This window comes from Flavobacterium saliperosum (assembly GCF_900100625.1).
In the GTDB taxonomy this organism is placed as follows: Bacteria; Bacteroidota; Bacteroidia; order Flavobacteriales; family Flavobacteriaceae; genus Flavobacterium; species Flavobacterium saliperosum.
This window is the reverse complement of the sequence record NZ_FMTY01000001.1, coordinates 429,102-453,701: the sequence shown is the minus strand read 5'-3', so window position 1 is coordinate 453,701 and position 24,600 is coordinate 429,102. Positions and strand designations below refer to the sequence as shown.

Below are 24,600 nucleotides of genomic sequence, written 5' to 3'. Positions count from 1 at the left end.
TAAAAGATGCCGTTAACTATTATAAATTCCATTGCTACCTGGATTCTGAAAAAACGAATTCATCAGATGGAATTGTTTTTAAAGTATCCGAATGAGGTTCAGGAAGAATTGCTTTTTAACCTGATTCGCTCAGCCGAAGGAACCGTTCTTGGTAAGAAGTATGAATTCTCATCCATCAAGAGCTATAAAACGTTTTCGGAAAGGGTTCCGGTCTCTACCTATGAACAATTGGAACCTTTGATTGAAATGACGCGAAAAGGCGAGCAGAATGTGTTTTGGAGTACGCCTATCAAATGGTTCGCCAAATCCAGCGGAACCACCAACGCGAAGAGTAAATTCATCCCGGTGAGTAATGAAGCGTTGGAGGATTGTCATTATAAGGCGAGTAAGGACTTGTTGTGCCTGTATCTGAACAACAATGAGGAATCGGAATTGTTTACAGGTAAAAGCCTTCGTTTGGGTGGGAGCAAGCAGTTGTATGAAGACAATAACACTTTCTTTGGGGATTTGTCGGCGATTCTAATTGATAACATGCCGTTTTGGGCGGAATTCAGCAGTACGCCAAGCAATAAAGTATCGTTGATGAGTGAATGGGAAACCAAAATTCAGGCGATTATCAATGAAACTAAAAATGAAAACGTGACCAGTTTTGCCGGCGTTCCGTCATGGATGTTGGTATTGCTGAATAAAATGCTGGAAGAAACCGGAAAAGGGAATTTATTGGAAATTTGGCCCAATCTGGAAGTGTATTTCCACGGCGGAGTGAGTTTTGAGCCGTATCGCGAACAATACAAGAAGATTTTACCGAATCCGGATTTCAAATTTTATGAAATTTACAATGCTTCGGAAGGCTTCTTTGCTATTCAGGATCTGAACAATTCGAGTGATTTGTTATTGATGTTGGATTACGGGATCTTCTATGAATTTATTCCGATGGACACTTTCGGAACCTTGAATCAAAGGGTAATCCGATTGGCGGAAGTGGAACTGAATAAGAACTATGCGGTCGTTATCACCACGAATTCCGGTTTGTGGCGCTATCTGATTGGCGATACCATCCGATTCACCTCGTTGAATCCGTTTCGTGTTCGCGTAACCGGAAGAACCAAACACCATATTAATGTTTTTGGGGAGGAACTGATGGTGGAAAATACGGATATGGCCTTGGCAAAAACGTGTCAGCAATTAAACTGCGAAGTGATTGATTATACCGTGGCACCGATTTTTATGGAAGGAAAAGAGAAAGGAGCGCACGAATGGATGGTGGAATTCCGAAAAGCGCCGGAAGATATCGAAGTTTTCAGGAAATTGTTAGACGAAACGTTACAGTCGTTGAATTCAGATTATGAAGCAAAACGCTACAATAACATGACTTTGAATCCGTTGGTGCTGAACGTGGCGCGAACGAATTTGTTTTACGATTGGTTAAAAGAACAGGATAAATTGGGAGGACAACATAAAATCCCGAGATTGTCCAATCAAAGAGAGTATTTGGAACGTCTGAAAGCAATGCAGTTTTCGGAAATTATTTAAGGAATATGAAAAAAGCAATTTGTTTTATGGTATTGTGCGGTTTGCTAATATCGTGCGGACCGCGACGATTGGGCTGTGGTCCCGGACGTTGTGAGGTGGTGAAAACCCAGAAAAATTACGAAAGAGACTGTTAGTCTCTTTTTTTTGTTTGCGATGCCTAAAAACAAGGCATAAAAAAAGTCCCGATTAAAAACCGGGACTATTTTTTCTTAGAAGTCTCTAATTATTTTTTAACTTCTTCTGTAGCTGGAGCAGCAGCAGCATCAGCAGCTGGAGCAGCAGCTTCAGTAGTAGCAGCAGCAGCAGAATCAACTACTTCAGTAGTAGCTTCAACAGCCTCTTCAGCAACTGGAGCAACTTCTTCAGTTACAGTTTCTTCTTTTGCAGTTTCTTTACATGATACGAAAGAAACACTCATCATAGCTACTAAAGCTAAACTTAAAACAACTTTTTTCATCTTACTAAATTATAAAGGTTAATTATTAATTCGGAGCAAAGATATAAATTTTTTGATACGATAAAATAATTTTTTTCTTTTTTTCAAAAAAAATATTTTCCATGCAACTTACGACAATATAACAATTTACGTGCCAAAAGAAATAAAAGAAATTTGTAAGTTAAAAATTCCTTTATTTTTTCTATCCAATTGATTTACAGAAGGGTGTTATTTCTTTTTCTTTTTTACCGGTTTTACCAATTTCATTTCTTCAATCAGATTTTTCGCGCCGGCATATTTGTCAACTATAAATAACACATAACGGATATCAACCATAATATTCCTACAGATGGAAGGATCGTAATGAATGTCACTCATAGTACCTTCCCAAACACGGTCAAAATTCAATCCGATCAGGTTGCCGTTAGCGTCTAAGGCAGGGCTTCCCGAGTTTCCTCCGGTTGTGTGATTCGTTGCGATAAAAGCTACCGGCATTTTTCCGTTTTTGTCGGCATATTGCCCGTAATCTTTGGCATTGTACAAGTCAATCAGTTTTTTTGGAACATCAAACTCGTAGTCACCCGGAACATATTTCTCCATAACTCCGTCCAAATAGGTCATCGGAGCATAAGTTACCGCGTCACTTGGCTGGTAGCCTTTCACTTTTCCGTAAGTCACACGAAGCGTACTGTTGGCATCCGGGAAAATACGCGCTGATTTCGGACTCAATTCCAAAATAGCTTTCATGTAAGTGCGTTGTAAAGCAATGTTCTTCAGGTTCAACTCGTCGTATTTCGGAGCTACATTTTTATTGTAAGCCTCTGCAATGGTTTTTACTAAGATAAAAGCAGGATCCTGATTCAGTTTTTCAAGTACGGTTTTACTGTCGCCTTGTAACAACTCTTTCAATCCATTATAAGAAGTTAGTTTCGAATTGGTGAAAATGGTTTTAGCACTATATTCCGGATTGATGTTCTTTACGGTTTCCGGTAAGAACTGTTGCGGGGATTTTTTAGCATACAAGTCAATCAGTTGTTCGAAAACTTTCTCGTCCACGTTAGCGTTGAAATCTTTGTACAAAGGTTCGAAACCTGCGATTAGGTTCGCTTTTCTGTCGTTAAAAGCCTGTTCGCCTTTGGTGTTGTAAACTTGCTCCAATTGGTACAAACGGAATCCGAAATTTAAAATCTCCGTATTTCTCAAAACTACCTCAGAATAGTATTCTCTCGCTAAGGCGTAGGGTGCAATGGCTTCGTAATTGGTTTTGAAATCGGCTAATAAAGTACCGTATTCGGTTTGTTTGCCTGCTTTGTTAATTTTCTCATTGAAGTCTTTTTCAAATTTCTGTTTGATGCCTACGGCGTTTGATTTTTTCAAACCTTTCACTTCGCCAATCCATTTTTTCCAATAATTCGCCACACTTGCGTATTTCGAAGCGTACTGGATTTTAATCGCATTGTCTTTACGCATGAAACCGTCCTGAACTTTCAGTGCACGATCACGAATTTCGATTCTTGCAGGATCCAGCGAATTCATAATTTGTTCCACGGCATAAGAAGGTAAATATTCCTGAGTTCTTCCAGGATACCCCATTACCATGGTAAAGTCATTTTCCTTAACCCCTTTGATGGAAACCGGGAAGAAGTGTTTCGGGGTATAAGGAACGTTGTCTTTAGAATATGCGGCCGGACGGTTATTTTTATCGGCATAAATTCGGAACAAAGAGAAATCTCCGGTGTGGCGAGGCCAAACCCAGTTGTCAGTATCCGAACCGAATTTTCCGATGGAACTTGGCGGCGCACCCACCAAACGCACATCGCGGAAGGTTTCTGTTACAAATAAAATGTATTGGTTTCCGTCATAAAACGTACGGATGCTGTTTTCCTGATAGGCTTCTTTAGGCAGGGTTTTGTTCAGGATTGCAATGTTTTCCTGAATTTTCTTTTGCTTTTCAGCTTCCGTTGGCAAATTGGCCACACCTTCCAACACTTTATTGGTAACGTCTTCGATTTTAACGATAAAGGTTACGAATAAGTCTTTGTTAGGCAACTCGTCTTCCATTTTGTAAGCCCAAAAACCGTCAGTAAGGTAGTCGTGTTCTACCGAAGAATGGCTCTGAATGTTGTCATAACCACAGTGGTGATTGGTTAAAATCAATCCTTTCGGTGAAATCACTTCCGCGGTACAGCCTCCGTCAAAATGCGGCACGGCGTCTTTTAAGCTGGAATGGTTTACGGAATAAATATCATCGGCAGAGATCTTCATTCCCAGATTTTTCATTTCGTTTTCGTTCATTCCTTTTAGTAGCGAAGGAATCCACATACCGCCCTGTTGTGCGTATGTCGGTAAAACGAATAAAATAATAAGTAGTTTTAAAAATTTCATTTTTTAGGTATTAAGTGTGTTCTTTTACAATGTATTTCATCAATTTTCGATGATGGACCGCAAAATCGTGAGCAATATACAATTTTTGTGCATTTTCATTATGGTTCTCCACTTCCAGATAGATCACTTTTAACTTTAATTTAAGAGCTTCTGTCTGAATAAACTGAAGTGCCGCTTTGCCGATTCCTTTCCCGCGTGCGGTTTCGGACAGGTACAATTCGTCCAGAAAAGCAATGGTGCTGCCGTATTCGAAACTGAAAACAAACGTCAGAATCACATAACCAACGATTTGATTGTTGTGATAAATCAGCCAGGATTTTCCGAGAGTTTCATTTTCAATGAAGGTTCTGAAAAGCAGTTTGGATTTTTCGGTATCCATAGGATAATGGTCTATGGCATAGAAATCCTGCATCAGCGATACGATGGTGTCGATGTCCGAAGGCGTTGTGCTTTTAAAATGGATGCTGTTTTCCATTTTACGGACGGATATGATTCAGAATGGTTTTGGTCGCGCCCTTATTCATCTGAACAAAAGTGCTGCAGATATGGCCTTTTTCGTAACGCTCGTCTTCGTTTTGCACCAACAAATCAAAAGCCTGATGCAATTCGTTTTGATTGGCAATTGAGATACAGCCTTCCATGTTGACCAAGGCGGTTGCTTCGGCGAAATGGGAGTAATTCGGACCAATCACAATCGGAATTCCGAAAGTCGCCGGTTCCAAAATATTATGTACGCCCGGATTTCCGAAACCGCCACCCACGTAGGCAATATCGGCATAACTGTAAATTTTGGTCAGAATCCCTATAGTGTCGATTATGAAAACCTGATATTCGGCCAATTCCTGATTTTCTTTTTCCGAATAGAGTACTGTTTTCTTCGTAATCTTCTTTTTTAATTCTTGAATTTGTTCCGGTTTGATGTTGTGCGGTGCAATGATGAATTTCACATTCGCATCGGCCTGATTGATATAGTTCAACAGCAGTTCTTCGTCTTTCGGCCAGGAACTTCCGATGACAATAGTCAGCGTGTTGTTTTTGAATTGCGCAATGAAATCCAACGCATTATCGCGTTCCAAAATCGAAACCACACGGTCAAAACGCGTATCGCCGGAAATTTTCACATTGTTAAAGCCGATACTTTGCAATAGTTTTTTCGAACGTTCGTTCTGAACAAAAAAATAATTGAAGTTTTTCAGGGCATCTCGGTAAAACCCACCATACCATTTAAAGAAACTTTGTTTTTCGCGAAATATTCCGGAAATCAGATTGGTTTTGATGTTTTGTTTTTTGAGTTCGTTCAGATAGTTGGGCCAGAATTCGTATTTGATGAAAAATGCCAGTTCCGGATGCGTCAGTTTCAGAAATTGCTGTGCGTTATTTTTGGTGTCCAGCGGAAGGTACACCGTGGCATCGGCAACCGTATTGTTTTTTCGTACCTCATAACCCGAAGGGGAGAAGAACGTTACTACGATTTTATGATTCGGATAGTGTTCTTTGATTTGTTCCATCACCGGAAGTCCCTGTTCGTATTCGCCCAACGAAGCGGCATGAAACCAAATGGTCTTGTCGGATGCGGAAATTTTTTGGGATAAGGTGTCGAAAACCGACTTCCGTCCGTCCACAAACATCTTAATTTTCGGACTGAACAAAGCCACAATTTTCAGGAGGAATCCCGTAAGCTGAACCACTAAATTATAGAGAAAAAACATAACGTTCCTTTTGTTGCGCTAAAATACGGTTTCTTTTTATTATCCATAAATCATTCTACTTTAATTCGTATTTTTGCTTGTTTTAAATACATTTTTCAGATGAGAAAACTACAAATGGTTGACTTGAAAAGTCAATATGAAAAAATAAAAGATACCGTAAACGCTTCCATTCAGGAGGTTTTAGATACCAACACATATATTAACGGACCGCAAGTACAACAGTTCCAAAAATCTTTGGAAGACTATTTGGGTGTGAAACACGTGATCCCGTGTGCCAACGGAACCGATGCTTTGCAGATTGCCATGATGGGCTTGGGATTGCAACCCGGCGATGAGGTTATTACAGCCGATTTCACTTTCGCAGCCACCGTTGAAGTTATTGCATTATTACAACTTACACCGGTACTGGTGGATGTGGAAATGGGGAATATGAACATTTCCATTGAAGCGATTAAGAAAGCGATTACTCCAAAAACGAAAGCGATTGTTCCCGTGCATTTGTTTGGTCGTGCGGCCAATATGGACGCAATTATGGATATTGCCAACGAACACAATTTATATGTAATTGAAGATAATGCACAGGCGATTGGTGCCGATTTCACAGGAAGAGACGGCGTGAAAAGAAAAGTGGGAACTATTGGTCATGTGGGCGCAACTTCTTTCTTTCCATCCAAAAATTTAGGATGTTACGGAGATGGCGGGGCGATTTTTACCAATGATGATGCTTTGGCGCATACCTTAAGAGGGATTGTAAATCACGGAATGTATGTGCGTTACCATCATGATGTGGTTGGGGTAAATTCCCGTTTGGACAGTATTCAGGCAGCAGTTCTGAATGCTAAGTTGCCTTTGTTGGATTCCTACAATGAAGCAAGACAAAACGCCGCAAGAAAGTACTCCAAAGGTTTTGAAGGACATAAAAACATTATTGCACCGACGATTTGTGATGCCTGTGACTGTCATGTTTTTCACCAATATACGTTACGAATCATCGATGCGAACCGAGATGCATTAATGGAGCACCTTTTGGCAAAAGGAATTCCGTGTGCGATTTATTACCCGATTCCGTTACACAGTCAGAAAGCCTATCTGGACCCGCGATATAAGGAAGAAGATTTTCCGATAACCAACCAATTGGTGAAAGAAGTAATCTCATTACCAATGCATACTGAGTTGGACGACGAGCAAATCCGCTTTATTGTCGATTCGGTACTTGAATTTTTTAATTAATTAAGGATAAGACTTATTTTTATAATCTTATGTAATTAATTGTTTATAATTTCAAATCATCTAAATGAAAATACTTGTAACAGGCGGTTTAGGGTTTATCGGTTCGCATACTGTTGTCGAATTGCAGAATCAGGGTTTTGACGTAATCATTATCGATGATTTGTCGAATTCTTCTTTGGAGGTTTTGGATGGAATATTTCGGATTACGGGCAAAACTCCGGCTTTTGAGAAACTGGATTTACGCGAAAAAAAGGCTGTTCAGGATTTTTTTAAACGACATCCTGATGTTTCGGGGGTGATTCATTTTGCGGCTTCGAAAGCGGTAGGCGAGAGCGTTGAAAATCCGTTGTTGTATTACGAAAATAATATTTGCACTTTAGTATATCTGCTTCAGGAATTGCAGAAAAAGCCAAAAGCGAATTTGATTTTCAGTTCTTCCTGCACGGTTTACGGTCAAGCCGAAAAAATGCCCATCACTGAAGAGGCACCTGTGCAACAGGCGATGTCGCCTTATGGAAACACCAAGCAAATCGGAGAGGAAATTATCAGCGACGTGGTTAATGTGACCAATATCAACGCGATTTTATTACGCTATTTTAACCCGATTGGTGCGCATCCAAGTGCTGAAATAGGTGAATTGCCAATAGGGATTCCGCAGAATTTAGTGCCCTTTATCACGCAAACGGGTATCGGATTGCGAAAAGAGTTGTCTGTTTTTGGGGATGATTACCCTACCGCGGACGGAACCTGCATTCGTGATTACATTCATGTGGTGGATTTGGCAAAAGCGCATGTGGTCGCCTTACAACGTTTAATGGAAAAGAGAAATACGGCAAAAGTAGAAACCTTTAATGTGGGAACGGGAACCGGAAGCTCGGTGTTGGAAGTGATTCAGGCTTTCGAAAAAGTGAGCGGACAAAAATTACCCTATAAAATCGTAAGCCGAAGAAGCGGCGATATCACGGAAGCATATGCGAATACCGATAAGGCGAATGCCGTTTTAGGTTGGAAATCACAATCTACCTTAGAAGAAGCCTTGGCCAGTGCCTGGAAATGGGAACAGAAAATCAGAAATTGATTTAATGCCTATAAAAGCGAAACTCCCAAATCGGAAACGGTTTGGGAGTTTTTATGTAAAGTAAGATTGTTTTCAAATAAAAAAAAGGCCGGCGAACCGACCTTTAAAAGATTACTTTTTAATAGCTTCTTTTGCGTCTTTTGCAGCTTCTTCAACTTTTGCAGCTCCAGCAGCAGCAGCGTCTTCGGCATTAGCAGCAGCAGAATCAATAGCTTCACCAGCAGCAGCAGCTGTAGAGTCAACAGTTTCAGTCATTTCTGTACCAACTGCTTCTACAGCATCTTCTACTTTGTCTTCTGTTTTTTCTTTACAAGAAACCATCAATGCTCCAACAAACGCTAAAGCTAAAAGTGTTTTTTTCATTTTCTAATTTTTAAGAATTAATAATTAATTATACTTACAGTTAAAGTTAAAATAAAATTTTAATAAAAAACGAAACATATTGAAAAATTTATTTTTAAAACAATAAACTATTCCGGGAAAGTTATTTTACAGCACCAATTCGGTATATAATTTTTCAAATGTTTTGTCCAAATCAGTACTAAACCCGGGATGGGGTCTTGAGGTTTGTATGCTGGAACTTCTCACAGCCGTAAGCCAACGAAAACGTTCCGCTATTTCAAACTCGGCTATCGGACCTCCTTCTTGTTTGCCGGAACAAATTTTGGTAAACGAGGTCAGGTTTTCTTCCAATTGTTCCACATCAAAATCCGGACAGCACAATCTTATTTTCTCCGCAGGAATTTGATGTTCAATTCTCAGGTATTTCTGTCGCTTACAGAAAAGCATTAATCCGACATTGATGAATTCTTCGCGTTCTACTTTAGGTACCACACGAATTACCGCATATTCATATAAGTGTTTTTCGTGCATCTTGTGTTTGTTTTAAAAAGTTATCAGCGTTTGCCAATCGCATTGACAAGAATTGAAAGTAAATGGCTTTGATTTCTTCGGGGGGTATTGCTCCGTTTTCCCATTGCAACCAATCTTCCGGAATTAAATCTACGAGTTCTTTCAGCACCGTGTCGTTTAATTTCCGGGTGAATTCCGCATGAACTTCTTCCATTTTTGTCGCTTTTGGCAGCAGGACATGATCTTTTATCAGCACAAAAGGACTCACCGCATTCGCTTTCCAATTGTCCCAGGCATGGTGAAAATAAAAGGAAGCACCGTGGTCAATCAGCCAAAGCTCTTTATGCCAGATTAACAGATTCGTGTTGCGGAACGTTCGATCCACGTTAGTGATGAAAGCATCCAGCCAAACGATTTTAGACGCGAGGAGTTCATCGCAATCATTCACGGCAGTATCATAGGTAATTGCTCCCGAAAGATAATGCAAACCCAGATTCAATCCCTGGCTGAATTGAAGCAAGTCCTGAATTTCCTCATCGCCTTCCATTCTTCCGAACGCTTCGTCCAGCGTGGCAAAAACCAACTCCGGAACAGGCAAGCCTAAAAATCGGGCAATTTCGCCACCCAGCAATTCGGCAATCAGGGCTTTTACGCCATGACCGGCTCCGCGAAATTTTAAAACGTATTTAAAATCGTCATCGGCTTCGGCTAATGCGGGTAAAGAACCTCCCTCGCGCAAAGGGGTTATGTAACGGGTTACATTTACGCTTCGTAACTTTTCATGACTCATACAGTACAATTCTAGTAGAACAAAGATATCATTAAAATAAAAAACTCCGACGGTTGCCTGTCGGAGTTTCAAATGTGAATTTTAAGGGTTACGCAGAAATCGTTTCCACTTCCTTATTGATTTTATTTACTAATCCCACCAAAACTTTTCCGGGGCCTACTTCGGTAAAGGAAGTCGCTCCGTCAGCGATCATCTGTTGTACGGATTGCGTCCATTTTACCGGAGCCGTCAATTGGATAATTAAGTTCTTTTTAATTTCGTCTGCATCGGAAACAGCGCTTGCCGTTACATTCTGATATACCGGACAAATAGGGGTAGCGAAAGTGGTTGCTTCAATAGCCGCCGCCAATTCTTCTCTTGCCGGTTCCATCATCGGAGAGTGGAAAGCACCACCCACCGGTAAAATCAAAGCGCGTTTCGCTCCGGCTTCTTTCATTTTTTCGCAGGCTTCTTCCACGGCTTTCAATTCGCCGGAAATCACCAATTGTCCCGGACAGTTGTAATTCGCCGCAACCACCACACCGTCAATCGAAGCACAAATGTCTTCCACGATTTTGTCGTCTAAGTTTAAAACCGCAGCCATAGTGGATGGGGTTATTTCACAAGCTTTCTGCATCGCGATGGCGCGTTGGGAAACCAGTTTCAATCCGTCTTCAAAAGACAACGCTCCGTTAGCAACCAATGCGGAAAATTCGCCTAACGAGTGTCCTGCCACCATTTCCGGTTTAAAGTTGTCTAAAGTTTTTGCCAGAATAACCGAGTGTAAAAACACGGCCGGTTGCGTTACTTTGGTTTCTTTTAATTGCTCTGCCGTCCCTTCAAACATAATGTCGGTAATGCGGAACCCTAATATTTCATTGGCTTTTTCGAATAAATCTTTTGCCAAAGGCGAAGTCTCATATAAATCTTTACCCATTCCGGTGAACTGAGCACCTTGACCCGGGAAAACGTATGCTTTCATGTTCAATTGATTTTGTTTGTTGTTGCAAAAATAGTAATTTTTTTGGAGCGCCAAGTTTTGGGCCGGTTTGGAATCGTCTTTCCCGCTGTCCGCTCTATCCGCCAAGGCGGGATGCCGCTCCCATCGGGGCTAAAAGGAAGTATCTTTTGTGTCGGGAATGAAAAAACCCTGCACTTCATTACAAAGTACAGGGCCATCATCAACCAAAAACCTATTATTATGAAATTTTAGATTTCAAATCTTTTTTGTTTGGGGTAAAAAGGGAACTTATTGTTTTAAAAGCTGTAGTTCGATGTTCAATTTCACGTCTTCACTCACTAAAACACCACCGGTTTCCAAAGCCGAGTTCCAGTTTAAGCCCCAGTCTTTACGGTTTACTTTACCGGAAACGTTGATACCCGCTTTGGTGTTTCCCCAAGGATCGGTCATCAATCCGCTGAATTCTGCCGGAAGTTTTACGAATTTCGTAACGCCTCTCATGGTTAAATCGCCCGCCAATTCGTAGTTTTCATCATCAACTTTCGTAAACGAAGACGCTTTGAAACTCATTTTTGGGTGGTTTTCCGCGTCGAAGAAATCGGCACTTTTTAAGTGATTGTCTCTGTCGGCATTTCGGGTGTCTACCGAATTGATATCGGCTGAAAATTCAATGGAAGCGTTAGTGAAATCATCACCTTCCGTGATAATCGTCGCATCATAGTTTTCAAATTTTCCGGATACGTTGGTAAACATCATGTGTTTTACTTTAAATCCAATTTCTGAGTGTGTCGGGTCAATTGCCCATTTTGTAGTTGCCATAATTTTATTTTTTAAATTTTTATTTCAATTTGATGAAGCAAAGTTACTTCGGTTGTGAGGCTCAAACACTTAACCTAGATTAAGAAATGTTTTTTTGAGTAGCTAAGTTGTAAAGTGACTGAGTAGCTGAGTTTTTAAATTGCCATCGGAACTTCCATCAATAAAAATTCTGCTTCCGAATTCGCTTTAATCGTTATTTTATCGGTGTTCCAGATGCCGAATCCGTCTCTTCTGTTCAGAGCCTGTTCGTTTACAGTAACATCCCCGTTCAGTACAAAAACATACAAACCGTTGCCTTGTTTTTTGAAAGTGTATTCCGTTGTAAAATCCTTGTCGAATTTACCCAAGTGAAACCAAGCGTCCTGATGAATCCATACGCCGGCATCGTCTGCATTTGGCGACAGAATCTGCTGCAGTTTGTTGTGACGTTCTGCTTCATTCAAGGTAATCTGGTCGTAACGAGGTGCTACATTTTGTTTGTTTGGAATTACCCAAATCTGAAGGAATTTCACTTCTTTGTCCTGGTTTTTATTGTATTCACTGTGTTGCACTCCGGTTCCGGCGCTCATCACCTGAATGTCTCCGTTGCGAATCACGGTTTTGTTGCCCATACTGTCCTGATGTTCCAAATCGCCTTCCAACGGAATACTGATGATTTCCATGTTTTGATGCGGATGCGTCCCAAAACCCATTCCGGCTGCCACCGTATCGTCATTCAGTACGCGCAGTACCCCGAAATTCATACGCTCGGGATTGTAGTAATTGGCGAAACTAAAGGTGTGAAAACTTTGCAGCCAACCGTGATTGGCATTGCCTCGTGTATTGGCTTTGTGTAAGATAACATTTTCCATAATCTTTGAATTGGTGTTTTGAATGTGATTGAATCCAACGGTTTCTTCTTTGGATTCGGAAACCTGTTTGGCTAAAGCGGTTCCGGTGATTATTGCACCACCGCCCAGAATTGTTTTTCGGATAAAATCTTTTCGGTTCATAACTTGTATTTTGATACAACAAAGTTACGATGAGGTCATGGCGGAAACACTTAACCTAGATTAAGAAGTTATTTTTCAGATGCTGAGGTGCTAAGCGGCTAAGGCATTAAGGTTGTTTCTTAGAGACTATTTCTTAAGAAGCCGTGCCTTCATTTTACTGAAAAACTCGGGAGTAACGCCAATGTAGGAGGCGATTTGTTTTTGAGGAAGGCAATGCACCAGTTCGGCGTATTTTTTGGTGAATTTGTCGTAACGGGCTTCGGCAGTGAAGCTGAGGTTGTCAATCAGTCGCTGTTGGTTGGCTACCAATGAATTTTCAATCAGAATCCGGAAAAAGCGTTCCATCTTAGGGACTTCGGTAAATAAGATATCCCTGTTTTCTTTAGAGAGCAATATAACTTCCGCTTCTTCATTGACTTCAATGTACAATTGCCCGGGACGTTGGGATAAAAAACTGTACATGTCGGCAATCCACCAGCCGGGACAGGCAAAACTCACTACATGTTCTACACCATTTTCGTCGATGTTGTAACTGCGTAAAATCCCTTTGGTTACAAAATAGGAATGGGTGCAAATTTCGCCTTCCTTTAACAGAAGGGTTTTTGCTTTATAGTGTCGTGTTTCGGTAAAGGTCAAAACACGTTCCTGTTCTTCCGTAGTGAGGGAAACGTGTTTGGCGATATTTTCGAGAAGTAAATTCACGATTTATTTTTTAACTTCGATTAATGTGAATGAAGTCGCTTTAAAACGGTTGTCTACAATTTCTCCGGAAACTTCTGCTTTACGGATGGTGTTGCAAAAGCCATCATGAGCGTGTGCATCACCGTGTTGGTCGATGGAAGTGCCGTCAACAAAATATGGTTTTCCATCAATGCGAACCGCTAAGTCACATCCTTTGGCGTCCATCCCGAACTGGCATTGGCCACAGGAAGCTTCCACGATTTGGGTTTTGGTTTTTTCTTTTTCAGCTTCGCTCTGTTCGGCTTTGCCTCGGGTCTCTTGGGCGTTAACAGCAAAAGAAGTTAAAAGGACTACGAAAACGAATATTTTTTTCATAATTTAGGATTTTATTGTTACTAAGGTAGCCGTTTTTTTGGCACGTTCGACAACTTCTTCCACCGGAGTTTCTATAGTATCATTTGATAGTATCACACCCATTCTTCGGTACGGTCTGGAGGTTGGTTTTCCGAAGATTCTGAAATCGGTTTTTACCAATCCGGCCACTTTTTCGATTCCGTTATACGTTGGGTTTTTCGAATTTTCCGATGCTAACAGTACGGCACTCGCACCCACTTTTTCCAAGGTGATTTCCGCAATCGGTAGGCTTAAAATCGCACGCAGATGCAATTCGAATTCGTTGAAGTTTTGCGTTCCCGCTAAGGTTACCATACCGGTGTCGTGTGGGCGAGGAGAGAGTTCCGAGAAATAAACACCTTCATCGGTTAAGAAAAATTCCACACCAAACAATCCGGCACCACCTAAGGATTCGGTTACTTTTCGGGCCATATCCTGCGCTTCTTCAATATCCTTTTGCGAAACCCGTGCCGGTTGCCAGCTTTCCTGATAATCGCCGCGTTCTTGTCGGTGTCCGATGGGTGCGCAAAATAAAGTGGGGTGATTGTTTTGGGTAACGGTCAGCAACGTAATTTCTGAGTTAAAGTTCACGAACGCTTCCACGATGACTTCAATAATGTCGCCTCGAGAACCTTCTACGGCATACTTCCAGGCTTTTTCGATATCGTCTTGCGTTTTGATGGTCGATTGCCCTTTGCCGGACGAACTCATCAATGGTTTTACCACGCAAGGCATGCCGACTTCAGTGACTGCTTTTTCCAATTCGTCTTTGGTCGTCGCGTAGCGGTAATTGGCCGTGCGTAATCCCAATTCTTTGGCTGCCAAATCACGGATGGCTTTTCGGTTCATGGTAAAATTAGCTGCTTTCGCGGAAGGAACGACTGTGATTCCTTGTTTTTCGTACTCATAAAAACGCTCGGTACGGATGGCTTCGATTTCGGGAACGATGAAATCGGGGTTGTGTTTGGCTACGATACGGTCCAGTTCGGCGCCGTCTAACATATTGATGACTTCAAATCCGTGGGCTACCTGCATGGCCGGCGCATTTTCATAACTGTCGACGGCAATCACTTTCTGACCGATGCGCTGCGCTGCGATGACGAATTCTTTTCCCAATTCACCCGAACCTAATAATAGTATTTTCTTTTGCATTGTGGTTGTGTTGTTTTAAAGGTTTAAAGGTAAATAGTTTTGAAGGTTTTGACAAGAAATGTTTTCAGGGATACGATTTTCCCGCTTTTGGAGTTATTGTATTAGTTGTTCAATACCAACCGAAAACCGTAATCCCAATAGTTGATGCCATGTTTAAAAAAAAATTTCTTTTCATTCTCTTTTGTTTGTCGGTGCAATTGTACGCTCAGGAAAGGTATTTCGTTGTAAAAGATTCGATTACAAAAGAGAAGTTGCCTTATACGAATGTTAATTTTTTGAACGGTTATGGCATTTTTTCGGATGAAAACGGAAAAGTGATTTTGGATAAGGAAGTCCCTAATCAGATAAAAATTACGCACATAGGCTATTTCGATAAGATTGTTTCATTGGATGAGTTGCACGGAAATACGGATGTTTTCCTTACGGCTTCAACTGAAATTCTCGGGGAATTAAAAATGACGGTTTCCGGAAATGATGCCAGGAAACGCAAAGAGTATGTGGTAAAGCCAACGATGCATGATAACAGCAACGAAATGTACTGGTCGTCGTTAGGGCAACAGTTTGCCTTTTATATTCCGAATGACAGAAAGAACAGTGTGCTGAAGTCGGTTGTCATTCCTGTAATTGTAAAAGATTTGTATCAGGGAATGGCAAATCAGTCTTTTGAAGATCATCCTTACGGGACGATGATGAAGATCGAATTCATGAGTAATGTTGGTAATCAGCCGGGGAAAAAAGTATACGATTATGATAAGGTTTTTGTCATCCAGTCCGCAAAGGTGGAAGGGAAAGTGGAGGTGAAATTTGACGAAACCATAGCGGTGCCTGAAAACGGTTTTTTTGTGGTGATGACCGTGATAGGGAAAACCGACGAAAAAGGAGATTATGTTCCGGAATTGCCTTTTGGAATTCGGGAAGTGAATGGGGAAAAGAAGAAATTCATCAAGATTATTTTGCCGAATTATCCTTTGGTGGCGGATTCTAAAAATCAGCTGACTTTGTTCCGACACGTGTTTGGTGCATCGGGAAACTGGTCGCGGATAGAACGTCCGATGGTGTATAAAAAGGATAAGAAATATCCGATGTACAATATCGGGATTGGGTACACGATTTCAAGTCCGAAGTAGTTATGAAAACCGATTTCGCATGAAGGATAGGAGCGGCATCCTGACTTTGTGAGGTTGCTTTGCAAACTCGCAACGGCAGATACAGCGGATAGCCTGACCCTTGTGGGCATGCCATCCTTTGCCAACCTTAGTGAATAAAAAAAGCCTCAAGAAAATCCTGAGGCTTTTGTTTTTTTATGCCAGTACTTCGGTAGTGGTTACCGCTTCCTTGATGCGGCGTAAGGCTTCTTTCAGTAAATCTTCGCTGGTGGCGTAGGAGAAACGGATGCAGTTCGGGTTCCCGAAAGCGTCTCCGGTTACTGTAGCTACGTTAGCTTCGGCTAAAAGATACATGGAGAAATCCGTTGCGTCTTTGATTTCGGTTCCTTTTAATGTTTTTCCGAAGAACGAAGAAACGTCCGGGAATACATAAAACGCACCTTCCGGAACGTTGATTTTTACTCCGGGGATTTCTTTTAACAATCCAACCACCAAGTCACGACGACTGTGGAACGCATCCACCATGTGTTTTAAAACCGATGGATCGGCGTCAACGGCAGCTATGGTAGCACGTTGTGCGATGGAATTGGCTCCGCTGGTTACCTGTCCCTGAATTTTGGTACATGCTTTAGCAATGAATTCCGGACCACCGATATAACCGATTCTCCATCCTGTCATGGCGAAGGCTTTGGCTACTCCGTTCACGGTGATGGTTCTTTCCAACATGCCCGGAATCGATCCGATACTGCAGAAAGTACCTGAGAAATTGATGTGTTCGTAGATTTCGTCGGAAACCACGTAAATGTTCGGGTATTTCTCCAATACTTTTGCCAAGGCAGTCAGCTCCTCACGGTTGTATACCGAGCCGCTTGGGTTACAAGGCGAACTGAACCACATCATTTTTGTTTTTGGTGTGATGGCGGCTTCCAATTGTTCCGGTGTGATTTTGAAATCGGTTTCCACGGAAGTAGGTACTTCTACCGGAGTTCCTCCTGAAAGTTTGATGATTTCGAAATAACTAACCCAGTAAGGAGCAGGAAGAATCACTTCGTCCCCTTCGTTTAACATTACCTGGGCAATGTTGTATAGCGATTGTTTCGCACCTGTGGAAACCACAATTTGCGAAGGTTTGTATTCTAAGTTGTTGTCTCTTTTGAATTTGCGACAGATGGCCTCTTTCAATTCCAGATAGCCTTCTACCGGAGTATAGGTGCTGTAATTTTCATCGATGGCTTTTTTGGCAGCTTCTTTAACGAAATCCGGGGTGTTGAAATCCGGTTCCCCTAAACTTAAACTGATAATGTCTTTTCCTTGGGCTTTTAATTCTCTGGCTAAGGCAGCCATGGCTAACGTTTGTGACGTAGATAAATTGTTAATTCTATCCGAAAGCGGGTTCATATATGTTGTGTTATGTAGTTATTCTCTTTTTTGCGAAATTATGCCATTTGGGGTTTTTGTCCTAATTCTTTCAGGTGTTTGAAATGGGCAATAACCGCGCTGGTCATGGTTTTGTATTCGTAGTAAGGCAAGTTGCATTCTTTTGCCGTTTCTTTTACGATTTCGGCAATTTTTCCGTAGTGAATATGACTGATATTCGGGAAAATGTGGTGTTCAATCTGATGGTTCAGTCCGCCGGTGTACCAGTTTACAATCCAGTTTTTCGGAGCGAAATTGGTGGTGGTGAACAATTGGTGAATGGCCCAGGTGTTTTCGATTTCACCGGCTTCATTCGGAGTAGGGTTTGTTGTTTCTTCCACCACATGCGCCAATTGGAATACTACACTTAAAATCAACCCTGCTGTATAATGCATTACGAAGAAACCTAAAAGCACTTTCCACCAGGTAATACCGATAATCATCGGAATCACTAACCAGATTGAGAAATAAATCACTTTTGTGATCACTAAAGTCGTCCAAAGAATTTTTGGATTTTTAGGTTCGCCGTAAGATAGTTTTCTTTTCAGATAGGCTTTCATTTGTTTGAAATCGGTGGTTAACGCCCAGTTGAACGTTAATAAACCGTATAGGAAAACCGAATATAAATGTTGGAATCTGTGGAATCGGTGCCATTTTGCACTGTGCGTAAAACGGATGATTCGTCCGGCATCCAAATCTTCATCGTGTCCCGGAATGTTGGTGTAAGTATGGTGTAACACATTGTGTTGTACCTGCCAATTGTAGACGTTTCCGGCTAAAATGTAGATACTTCCGCCCATGATTTTATTTAGCCAAGGCTTTGTGGAATACGATCCGTGATTGCCATCGTGCATAACGTTCATCCCAACGCCGGCCATTCCAATCCCGATAACCACAGTTAAAAGCAAGTAAGCCCAAAGCGGTAAGTCTAAGGCAAGTATTAAAAAGTACGGGGTAAGGAAGAGTGAAAACATGACAACTGTTTTCAGGTGTAATTTCCAGTTTCCGGTTTTTTGCAGGTTGTTTTCCTTGAAATAATCGTTCACGCGTTTGTTCAGCGTTCGGAAAAATTTCATATTATCAGTTTTTGAGAATATAGGAGCTTGTGTATTCATAATCAAATGCATTAATTCGTTCCAAAGGTAAGTATTAAAGGAAATGGAAACCGTTAAATAAGTCAAAATTTTCAACAGTAAATTACGTACTTTTGTTGAAAATTTTGAATAATGCAACATATTGTAAAATATTTCCCTAATCTTACTGATAATCAGGTAGAACAACTCCGAAAACTGGAAGAATTGTATAAAGACTGGAATGCAAAAATCAATGTGATTTCCCGAAAAGATATTGATGAATTGTACACCAAGCACGTATTGCATTCGTTGGGAATTGCAAAAATAATCGAGTTTCAGCCGGGTTCTAAAATTTTGGATGTGGGGACCGGAGGCGGTTTTCCCGGAATTCCGTTGGCGATTTTATTTCCCGAAGTCGATTTTTATCTGATTGATGTAATTGCCAAGAAAATCCGTGTGGTGAATGAAGTGGCTCAGGGCTTGGGTTTGCAGAATGTAAAGGCGGAACAAATGCGTGCCGAAAACGTGAAAGAAGATTTCGATTTCATTGTGAGTCGTGCGGTTACGAACATGCCGGATTTCTACTCGTGGGTAAAAGACAAAATCAAAAAGAAGAACAATCACGAACTGAAAAACGGAATCCTGTATCTGAAAGGCGGCGATTTAACCGAAGAACTGGCAGCTTTTCCAAAGGTTACCGAGTATAATTTATCCGATTTCTTCGAAGATGAGTTTTTCGAAACCAAGAAAGTGGTACACCTGCCTTTGAAGTATAAAGTTTAGAGTCGAAAGTCAGAACAAACCTGTCATACTAAAAAAGTCGAACCCAAATTTGGATTCGACTTTTTTTATTAGGACGCAAGGCTTTGAGACCTTGGACTTTTGACTGTTTTATCCTAAGAACGGATATCTGTAATCTGTTGGTGTAACAAACGTTTCTTTGATTGTTCTAGGAGAAACCCAACGCAACAAGTTCAACACGGAACCGGCTTTGTCATTCGTTCCGGATGCTCTGGCGCCTCCAAAAGGTTGTTGTCCTACTACAGCTCCTGTCGGTTTGTCGTTGATGTAGAAGTTTCCGGCAGCATTTTCCAACGCTTTGGTAGCTTCCACAATAGCATAACGATCCTGACTCAAGATGGCTCCGGTTAAAGCGTAACTTGAAGTGCCGTCAACCAAGGCAAGCGTTTCACTCCATTTGGCATCTTCATATACATAAATAGTCAATACCGGTCCGAATAACTCGGTGCACATGGTGTTGTATTTAGGATTCGTAGTTACGATAACGGTAGGCTGAATGAAATAGCCGACAGATTTGTCATAGGTTCCTCCGGCAATAATTTCCGCATCGCTGTCTTTTTTAGCCTGATCGATGAATCCTGCTAATTTATCGAAAGACTGTTCCGAAATTACAGAAGAAATAAAATTGCTCATGTCTTCCGGAGATCCCATTTTCATGGAAGCCAAATCGGCCAGTAACAATTCTTTTACTTCCGGCCAAAGGCAAGCCGGAATGTAGGCTCTTGATGCAGCCGAACATTTTTGTCCCTGATATTCGAAAGCTCCTCTTGATAAGGCAGTGGCGATTTGTGCCGGAATTGCGGACGGATGTGCAACCACGAAATCTTTTCCTCCGGTTTCGCCGACAATTCTCGGATAGGTTTTGTATTTGCTGATGTTCTGACCGATTTTCGCCCACATATCATTGAATACCCCGGTTGATCCTGTAAAGTGGATTCCTGCGAAATCAGGACTTGCCAATAAAGTGTCTGAAATCATTCCCGAATTTCCGGTAATCATGTTGATAACACCTGCCGGTAAGCCTGCCTGTTGGAAAACTTCCATGATTACGTTGGCAGAGTATACTTGGGTAGCCGCCGGTTTCCAGATTACCACATTCCCCATTAAAGCAGGTGCAGCGGGTAAGTTTCCTGCAATCGCAGTAAAGTTAAACGGCGTGATGGCATACACAAACCCTTCTAACGGACGGTGCTCCATACGGTTCCATACGCCTTCTGAGGATATGGGTTGTTCCGCGTAAATCTGTGTCATGAATTCTACGTTAAAACGCAAAAAGTCAATAAATTCACATGCCGCATCAATTTCTGCCTGGTGTACTGTTTTTGCCTGAGCAATCATAGTTGCGGCATTGATTTTTGCACGGTAAGGTCCTGACAATAATTCAGCAGCTTTCAGGAAAATTGAGGCTCTTTGTTCCCACGGCATGGCGGACCACTTTTTCTTAGCTTCCAAAGCAGTTGCAATTGCTTTTTCAATGTGCTCTTTTTCTGCTTCATGGTATTGTCCCACCACATGTTTGTGATCGAACGGCGGCGTCATGTTTTTGGTTTTTCCGGTGCGGATTTGTTCGACACCAATATATAAAGGTACATCAACTGTACTGTTGAACATTTGTTTGAAAGTGGCTGCGACAGCTTCTCTTTCCGGGGTTCCGGGAGCGTATGATTTAACAGGTTCGTTAAACGCTTTCGGAACATTGTAAATTCCTTTTGGCATAATTTGTTATAATTTGAGTTATCAAAAATTTCGCGTAGCGAAGATACAAATTATTAGCCAATTAGATAATCGGTTAATTGTTAATGCTTTTGTTAAAAATACAGGTTTAATTCAGTGCGAAAGGAGCACTCAATTTAAAGGTAGGAATGATCACACGGAAGCTTCGGGTGGAGGTGAAATTCACCATGTTGAAATAACCACGCATCGCTCCAAAAGGGGAGGAAAGCAGACAGCCGGAACTGTAGGTGTGTTTTTCGCCTGGTTTTAAGACGGGTTTTTTGCCGATAACCCCTTCGCCATCCACAATTTCCAGATCGTTTAGCGAATCGTGAATTTCCCAATGGCGGGAATTCAGTTGAACGGAATCCTTGCTTTGGTTTTCAATGGTCACTTCGTAAGAAAAGGCAAAATGAATTTTGTAGTTTTTGAAGTAGGTGCCTTCAAAACTAGTCAAAACTGAAATTTTTATACCGCTTGTTATTTGAGAAACCATAATTTTTGCGAAAACGGAATTAATTATTCCAAAAATAAGAAATATTTATTTTTGATTGTCAAAAAAATGCTTTTTAATTTGTGATGCCTTCGGAAGTTGCGATTCCCTTTCCGATAACCCTGTCATAACGGTCGTTGTTTCCCTTATAGTATACCAAAACGAAATAATTGTTTTCGGTTTGGTAAAAATTTCCGTCGATTGCATTTTCCTGATCGATTTTTCCGTTTTTGTCGGCTATCACATATTGGTAATTGGTGAAGCCCTGCTTCATTAAAATGGCTTTTTCAAATAACCCTTTTTCGGCATTGTAATCCATCTTGAATTCCGGAGAAAGCGAATAATTGTTAAACATTCCCACCACATAAACATCTTTTTTGTCCATGAAAGTATTTGTGTTCAAAGTGAAATAGACCCATGAATAATCGGCTTCCAGATTGTTGTCTTCGGCATTTATTTTATTGGGTAAGAAGCGTCCGTTGACGTCGGGGAAATAAGTGTAAGGACTGTTTTTTCTGGAAGCATTCATATACAGGTGCGTATTGTAAATTTCACCGGCACTTACATGGCCCACATTGTTGCTTACGGTTCGTATGTCTTTGTTTTCGAAATATAAATATTCGTTTCCGGCCCAAAATTGGGTTTCCTTATTGTATCTGTAAATTAAATCGGAGCCAATAGTGTATTGTGGTTTTATATTGTATATGGCGTTGTCAAATCGGCCGTTCTGAAATAAGGCCACTTTCACGTTTTGGATAGGATTCTGTAGCAGGTTGTCGCCCATTTTTATCATGAAGTCAAGGTTTTGCATACCGTCAATGGTGGCTAAATCACGGGAGCGTTTTATTTGTAGTGGGACGGCAACCTGTTCGCTGTACATGATGAATTTGCGTGAGAAAACCAATTCCTGATCCGAATTGAAGATTTTTACCATATAATTCCCGGTTAGGAGAATCCGGTTGAATGGATTCGGAAAGGATTGCGAATAATGGGAGTAAATCTGAAGTGTGTTGAAGGAATTCTGGTAGTTCATAATCCGCTGATTGTCCATGCCTTGTAAATATTCGGCTTTGCCTAATTGGGTAGGTGTCCAGTCGTAATTGTATTGGGTGATGGTGTAGTAATAATCGGCTTCGTTTCCGTAAAGATCGTCGAATTCGAGCTGAAAGGAATCGCCCAAACGAAAAATCGGAATGGTAACATTGCCGTTTTGTACAAAAGCAACGGTTTTGATGTTAAAAGGAGGTGCTACTTCTTTTTCTACCTGTGCGGAAGCAACTAAAGTTGTAAGCAAAAGGAAAAATAACTGGATAACGTTTTTTTTGAACAGCATCTTAGAAAAGTTTGACTATAAAAGTAATGATTTTCTTTTAATGCAAATTTCATTCCAAAGAAAATGCCGCTTTATTTGTAACAAACAGGGATAATTTCCCCTTTTGCCAGGCAATATTTTTCAACCAGTTCGGGAGTGATTTTGTTGGTGTAATCTTCTTCCGTAACCTTAAAACCAATGCTTCTTAATTTGTCGAAATAATCTCTTCCATATACACGAACGTGATCGTATTGCCCGAAAATTTTCGCGCGTTCTTTCGGATCAGTGATGGAATCATCGGAAAAAGTTGTCGCTCTTGATACATCCTGAGGAATCTGAAAAATCCCCATCCCACCCGGTTTTAAAACACGATACAATTCCTGCATGGCTTTGGTGTCGTCCGGGATGTGTTCCAAAACGTGATTGCAGAAAATAACATCATACGAATTGTCTTCAAACGGTAAATTACAGATGTCGGCTTTCACATCCGCTAACGGAGAAAATAAATCCGTGGTAGTGTAATCGATGTTGCTTTGCTTTTTGAAACGTTTGTAAAATTCCTGTTCCGGTGCAAAATGCAGTACTTTTTTCTTTTGGGTTGCCGTAAAAAAATCGGTTTCATTTTTTAAATACAACCAAAGCAAACGGTGCCGTTCCAAAGATAAAGTGCTTGGCGATAGAACATTATTGCGTTGGGTTCCGTATCCGTAGGGTAAAAACATGCGGAAACTTTTCCCGTCAATTGGATCCGTGAAGGTGTTTCCTTTTAATAAGAAAGCTAAAACCGGACGTGCCACAATGCTCAATCGGATTAGGATTGGACGCGGAATCGTATTTAAAATGAATTTGAAAATTTTCTTCATTAGATGACTAAAGGCTGTTTTCTGAATTCGTTTTCTTCATTGGATGTAATTCCTAAAGCCTGATAGATATAAGCAAACGTTGATAGTAATTCCGGTTTTCCGTCGATAATGGCTACGTCATGTTCAAAATGTGCCGAAGGTTTGTTGTCAGCAGTAGTGATTGTCCAGCCGTCTTTGTGTTGTTTGATGTTTTTGGTTCCCTGATTGATCATCGGTTCGATGGCTACCACCATTCCTTCAATCAATAATTTTCCGCGTCCTTTTTTACCGTAATTTGGCATCTCCGGCGCTTCATGCATGGTACGTCCCAAACCGTGACCTACCAATTCGCGCACCACACCATAACCGTGATTTTCACAATATTTCTGGATGGCATTCCCTACATCTTCCGTGCGATTTCCGACTTTCAGTTCGCGGATACCCACATAAAGGGATTCTTTGGTAACTTTTAATAGTTTTTTAGTGGCTTCATTTACTTCGCCCACTTCGAAAGTATAGGCATGATCGCCATAAAATCCGTTTTTCAAGGCACCGCAATCTACCGAAATGATATCGCCGCTTTCCAAGGGTTTTTCTGTTGGAATCCCGTGTACAACTTGTGAATTCGGACTCATGCATAACGAATTCGGAAAACCGTACATGCCTAAAAAAGCAGGGGTAGCGCCGTGGTCACGGATAAAAGTATCGGCTAATTTGTCTAAATATAAAGTAGTTACTCCGGGTTTAATTTCCGAAGCAATCATTCCAAGGGTTTTTGAAACGATTAACGCACTTTCGCGCATCAATTCGATTTCTTCACGGGTTTTAACGATAATCATATCTTCAAATTGTTG

The 24,600-nt window shown here is 41.2% G+C and carries 25 protein-coding genes; 5 read left to right on the top strand and 20 right to left on the bottom strand.

Translation table 11 applies throughout. The annotated features are described in order from the left end of the window. Nucleotides 1-6 precede the first annotated feature (6 nt). Nucleotides 7-1,533 (top strand): GH3 auxin-responsive promoter family protein, encoded by a 1,527-nt coding sequence (locus BLQ05_RS02165; protein WP_023575489.1) that lies wholly within the window; start codon nt 7-9, stop codon nt 1,531-1,533. Between the two features lie 223 nt (nt 1,534-1,756). On the opposite strand, the gene BLQ05_RS13765 is transcribed toward BLQ05_RS02165, so the two are convergent. The 4 genes from BLQ05_RS13765 to BLQ05_RS02145 form a co-directional block, all read right to left on the bottom strand. Continuing rightward, nucleotides 1,757-1,990, bottom strand: coding sequence for a hypothetical protein (locus tag BLQ05_RS13765; protein ID WP_023575487.1), 234 nt, complete (start codon nt 1,988-1,990; stop codon nt 1,757-1,759). Between the two features lie 207 nt (nt 1,991-2,197). Continuing rightward, nucleotides 2,198-4,354, bottom strand: coding sequence for a S46 family peptidase (locus BLQ05_RS02155; protein WP_023575486.1), 2,157 nt, complete (start codon nt 4,352-4,354; stop codon nt 2,198-2,200). A 10-nt stretch (nt 4,355-4,364) separates the two neighbouring features. Continuing rightward, a complete protein-coding gene (locus BLQ05_RS02150) occupies nt 4,365-4,829 on the bottom strand; it encodes a GNAT family N-acetyltransferase (RefSeq protein ID WP_023575485.1) in 465 nt (154 codons plus the stop codon). Nucleotide 4,830: 1 nt separating this feature from the next. Then, a complete protein-coding gene (locus tag BLQ05_RS02145) occupies nt 4,831-6,063 on the bottom strand; it encodes a 3-deoxy-D-manno-octulosonic acid transferase (protein ID WP_023575484.1) in 1,233 nt (410 codons plus the stop codon). A 99-nt stretch (nt 6,064-6,162) separates the two neighbouring features. Between BLQ05_RS02145 and BLQ05_RS02140 the strand changes: the two genes are divergently transcribed. Together BLQ05_RS02140 and galE are read left to right on the top strand one after the other, a co-directional pair. After that, complete coding sequence (locus tag BLQ05_RS02140; RefSeq protein WP_035653925.1) at nt 6,163-7,293, top strand: DegT/DnrJ/EryC1/StrS family aminotransferase; 1,131 nt, start codon at nt 6,163-6,165, stop codon at nt 7,291-7,293. A 64-nt stretch (nt 7,294-7,357) separates the two neighbouring features. Next, nucleotides 7,358-8,371, top strand: a complete 1,014-nt coding sequence (galE, locus tag BLQ05_RS02135) for a UDP-glucose 4-epimerase GalE (protein WP_023575482.1) — start codon at nt 7,358-7,360, stop codon at nt 8,369-8,371. Nucleotides 8,372-8,482: 111 nt separating this feature from the next. On the opposite strand, the gene BLQ05_RS02130 is transcribed toward galE, so the two are convergent. The 9 genes from BLQ05_RS02130 to purT all read right to left on the bottom strand — a co-directional run bounded on the left by BLQ05_RS02130 (nt 8,483) and on the right by purT (nt 14,990). Further along, nucleotides 8,483-8,734, bottom strand: a complete 252-nt coding sequence (locus tag BLQ05_RS02130; RefSeq protein WP_023575481.1) for a hypothetical protein — start codon at nt 8,732-8,734, stop codon at nt 8,483-8,485. Nucleotides 8,735-8,860: 126 nt separating this feature from the next. After that, nucleotides 8,861-9,244: a DUF3037 domain-containing protein gene (locus tag BLQ05_RS02125; protein WP_035653924.1), complete on the bottom strand. Its 384-nt coding sequence runs from the start codon at nt 9,242-9,244 to the stop codon at nt 8,861-8,863. After that, nucleotides 9,222-10,013: a HipA family kinase gene (locus tag BLQ05_RS02120; protein ID WP_023575480.1), complete on the bottom strand. Its 792-nt coding sequence runs from the start codon at nt 10,011-10,013 to the stop codon at nt 9,222-9,224. Before BLQ05_RS02120 ends, BLQ05_RS02125 begins: the two co-directional genes overlap by 23 nt. Before the next feature lie 88 nt (nt 10,014-10,101). Then, nucleotides 10,102-10,974: an ACP S-malonyltransferase gene (gene fabD, locus BLQ05_RS02115; RefSeq protein ID WP_035654062.1), complete on the bottom strand. Its 873-nt coding sequence runs from the start codon at nt 10,972-10,974 to the stop codon at nt 10,102-10,104. 267 nt (nt 10,975-11,241) lie between these two features. Then, entirely contained in the window at nt 11,242-11,772 is a 531-nt protein-coding gene (locus BLQ05_RS02110; protein ID WP_023575478.1) for a YceI family protein, read from the bottom strand. A gap of 134 nt (nt 11,773-11,906) precedes the next feature. After that, nucleotides 11,907-12,623 (bottom strand): pirin family protein, encoded by a 717-nt coding sequence (locus BLQ05_RS02105; RefSeq protein ID WP_035654060.1) that lies wholly within the window; start codon nt 12,621-12,623, stop codon nt 11,907-11,909. A gap of 267 nt (nt 12,624-12,890) precedes the next feature. Continuing rightward, nucleotides 12,891-13,466 (bottom strand): Crp/Fnr family transcriptional regulator, encoded by a 576-nt coding sequence (locus BLQ05_RS02100; protein ID WP_023575476.1) that lies wholly within the window; start codon nt 13,464-13,466, stop codon nt 12,891-12,893. Between the two features lie 3 nt (nt 13,467-13,469). Continuing rightward, nucleotides 13,470-13,820, bottom strand: coding sequence for a DUF6370 family protein (locus BLQ05_RS02095; RefSeq protein WP_023575475.1), 351 nt, complete (start codon nt 13,818-13,820; stop codon nt 13,470-13,472). A 3-nt stretch (nt 13,821-13,823) separates the two neighbouring features. Next, nucleotides 13,824-14,990 carry a formate-dependent phosphoribosylglycinamide formyltransferase gene (gene purT, locus BLQ05_RS02090; protein WP_023575474.1) on the bottom strand — a complete coding sequence of 389 codons (1,167 nt, stop codon included), beginning with the start codon at nt 14,988-14,990 and terminating at the stop codon, nt 13,824-13,826. A gap of 149 nt (nt 14,991-15,139) precedes the next feature. Here purT and BLQ05_RS02085 point away from each other — a divergent pair, with 149 nt between their 5' ends. Next, nucleotides 15,140-16,117 (top strand): hypothetical protein, encoded by a 978-nt coding sequence (locus tag BLQ05_RS02085; protein WP_143000892.1) that lies wholly within the window; start codon nt 15,140-15,142, stop codon nt 16,115-16,117. Between the two features lie 174 nt (nt 16,118-16,291). Here BLQ05_RS02085 and BLQ05_RS02080 read toward each other — a convergent pair whose 3' ends face one another. Together BLQ05_RS02080 and BLQ05_RS02075 are read right to left on the bottom strand one after the other, a co-directional pair. Continuing rightward, nucleotides 16,292-17,494: a pyridoxal phosphate-dependent aminotransferase gene (locus tag BLQ05_RS02080; protein ID WP_023575472.1), complete on the bottom strand. Its 1,203-nt coding sequence runs from the start codon at nt 17,492-17,494 to the stop codon at nt 16,292-16,294. Nucleotides 17,495-17,532: 38 nt separating this feature from the next. Continuing rightward, nucleotides 17,533-18,627, bottom strand: a complete 1,095-nt coding sequence (locus tag BLQ05_RS02075) for a fatty acid desaturase family protein (protein ID WP_035654058.1) — start codon at nt 18,625-18,627, stop codon at nt 17,533-17,535. A 111-nt stretch (nt 18,628-18,738) separates the two neighbouring features. Between BLQ05_RS02075 and rsmG the strand changes: the two genes are divergently transcribed. Beyond that, nucleotides 18,739-19,368, top strand: a complete 630-nt coding sequence (gene rsmG, locus BLQ05_RS02070) for a 16S rRNA (guanine(527)-N(7))-methyltransferase RsmG (RefSeq protein ID WP_023575470.1) — start codon at nt 18,739-18,741, stop codon at nt 19,366-19,368. A 108-nt stretch (nt 19,369-19,476) separates the two neighbouring features. On the opposite strand, the gene pruA is transcribed toward rsmG, so the two are convergent. The 5 genes from pruA to map form a co-directional block, all read right to left on the bottom strand. Next, a complete protein-coding gene (gene pruA, locus BLQ05_RS02065; protein ID WP_023575469.1) occupies nt 19,477-21,102 on the bottom strand; it encodes an L-glutamate gamma-semialdehyde dehydrogenase in 1,626 nt (541 codons plus the stop codon). 106 nt (nt 21,103-21,208) lie between these two features. Beyond that, entirely contained in the window at nt 21,209-21,595 is a 387-nt protein-coding gene (gene apaG / locus BLQ05_RS02060; RefSeq protein WP_023575468.1) for a Co2+/Mg2+ efflux protein ApaG, read from the bottom strand. A gap of 73 nt (nt 21,596-21,668) precedes the next feature. Further along, on the bottom strand, nt 21,669-22,925 hold the full coding sequence (locus tag BLQ05_RS02055; RefSeq protein ID WP_023575467.1) for a type IX secretion system plug protein: 1,257 nt from the start codon (nt 22,923-22,925) through the stop codon (nt 21,669-21,671). Nucleotides 22,926-22,996: 71 nt separating this feature from the next. Beyond that, the gene (locus BLQ05_RS02050) at nt 22,997-23,767 is read right to left on the bottom strand and encodes a class I SAM-dependent methyltransferase (protein ID WP_035653919.1); all 771 of its coding nucleotides are present in this window, start codon (nt 23,765-23,767) and stop codon (nt 22,997-22,999) included. Beyond that, nucleotides 23,767-24,585, bottom strand: a complete 819-nt coding sequence (gene map, locus BLQ05_RS02045; RefSeq protein WP_023575465.1) for a type I methionyl aminopeptidase — start codon at nt 24,583-24,585, stop codon at nt 23,767-23,769. The genes BLQ05_RS02050 and map overlap by 1 nt, the downstream gene beginning before the upstream one ends. Nucleotides 24,586-24,600: the final 15 nt, after the last annotated feature.

What these genes read in the sequence shown, in the direction of transcription:
- fabD (WP_035654062.1), bottom strand. Translation starts at nt 10,974, where the DNA reads ATGAAAGCATACGTTTTCCCGGGTCAAGGTGCTCAGTTCACCGGAATG.
- map (WP_023575465.1), bottom strand. Translation starts at nt 24,585, where the DNA reads ATGATTATCGTTAAAACCCGTGAAGAAATCGAATTGATGCGCGAAAGT.
- BLQ05_RS02125 (WP_035653924.1), bottom strand. Translation starts at nt 9,244, where the DNA reads ATGCACGAAAAACACTTATATGAATATGCGGTAATTCGTGTGGTACCT.
- BLQ05_RS02080 (WP_023575472.1), bottom strand. Translation starts at nt 17,494, where the DNA reads ATGAACCCGCTTTCGGATAGAATTAACAATTTATCTACGTCACAAACG.
- BLQ05_RS02055 (WP_023575467.1), bottom strand. Translation starts at nt 22,925, where the DNA reads ATGCTGTTCAAAAAAAACGTTATCCAGTTATTTTTCCTTTTGCTTACA.
- BLQ05_RS02095 (WP_023575475.1), bottom strand. Translation starts at nt 13,820, where the DNA reads ATGAAAAAAATATTCGTTTTCGTAGTCCTTTTAACTTCTTTTGCTGTT.
- BLQ05_RS02165 (WP_023575489.1), top strand. Translation starts at nt 7, where the DNA reads ATGCCGTTAACTATTATAAATTCCATTGCTACCTGGATTCTGAAAAAA.
- BLQ05_RS02085 (WP_143000892.1), top strand. Translation starts at nt 15,140, where the DNA reads ATGTTTAAAAAAAAATTTCTTTTCATTCTCTTTTGTTTGTCGGTGCAA.
- BLQ05_RS02110 (WP_023575478.1), bottom strand. Translation starts at nt 11,772, where the DNA reads ATGGCAACTACAAAATGGGCAATTGACCCGACACACTCAGAAATTGGA.
- BLQ05_RS02105 (WP_035654060.1), bottom strand. Translation starts at nt 12,623, where the DNA reads ATGGAAAATGTTATCTTACACAAAGCCAATACACGAGGCAATGCCAAT.
- rsmG (WP_023575470.1), top strand. Translation starts at nt 18,739, where the DNA reads ATGCAACATATTGTAAAATATTTCCCTAATCTTACTGATAATCAGGTA.
- BLQ05_RS02145 (WP_023575484.1), bottom strand. Translation starts at nt 6,063, where the DNA reads ATGTTTTTTCTCTATAATTTAGTGGTTCAGCTTACGGGATTCCTCCTG.
- apaG (WP_023575468.1), bottom strand. Translation starts at nt 21,595, where the DNA reads ATGGTTTCTCAAATAACAAGCGGTATAAAAATTTCAGTTTTGACTAGT.
- BLQ05_RS13765 (WP_023575487.1), bottom strand. Translation starts at nt 1,990, where the DNA reads ATGAAAAAAGTTGTTTTAAGTTTAGCTTTAGTAGCTATGATGAGTGTT.
- BLQ05_RS02120 (WP_023575480.1), bottom strand. Translation starts at nt 10,013, where the DNA reads ATGAGTCATGAAAAGTTACGAAGCGTAAATGTAACCCGTTACATAACC.
- BLQ05_RS02130 (WP_023575481.1), bottom strand. Translation starts at nt 8,734, where the DNA reads ATGAAAAAAACACTTTTAGCTTTAGCGTTTGTTGGAGCATTGATGGTT.
- BLQ05_RS02075 (WP_035654058.1), bottom strand. Translation starts at nt 18,627, where the DNA reads ATGAATACACAAGCTCCTATATTCTCAAAAACTGATAATATGAAATTT.
- pruA (WP_023575469.1), bottom strand. Translation starts at nt 21,102, where the DNA reads ATGCCAAAAGGAATTTACAATGTTCCGAAAGCGTTTAACGAACCTGTT.
- BLQ05_RS02140 (WP_035653925.1), top strand. Translation starts at nt 6,163, where the DNA reads ATGAGAAAACTACAAATGGTTGACTTGAAAAGTCAATATGAAAAAATA.
- BLQ05_RS02150 (WP_023575485.1), bottom strand. Translation starts at nt 4,829, where the DNA reads ATGGAAAACAGCATCCATTTTAAAAGCACAACGCCTTCGGACATCGAC.
- galE (WP_023575482.1), top strand. Translation starts at nt 7,358, where the DNA reads ATGAAAATACTTGTAACAGGCGGTTTAGGGTTTATCGGTTCGCATACT.
- purT (WP_023575474.1), bottom strand. Translation starts at nt 14,990, where the DNA reads ATGCAAAAGAAAATACTATTATTAGGTTCGGGTGAATTGGGAAAAGAA.
- BLQ05_RS02155 (WP_023575486.1), bottom strand. Translation starts at nt 4,354, where the DNA reads ATGAAATTTTTAAAACTACTTATTATTTTATTCGTTTTACCGACATAC.
- BLQ05_RS02050 (WP_035653919.1), bottom strand. Translation starts at nt 23,767, where the DNA reads ATGAAGAAAATTTTCAAATTCATTTTAAATACGATTCCGCGTCCAATC.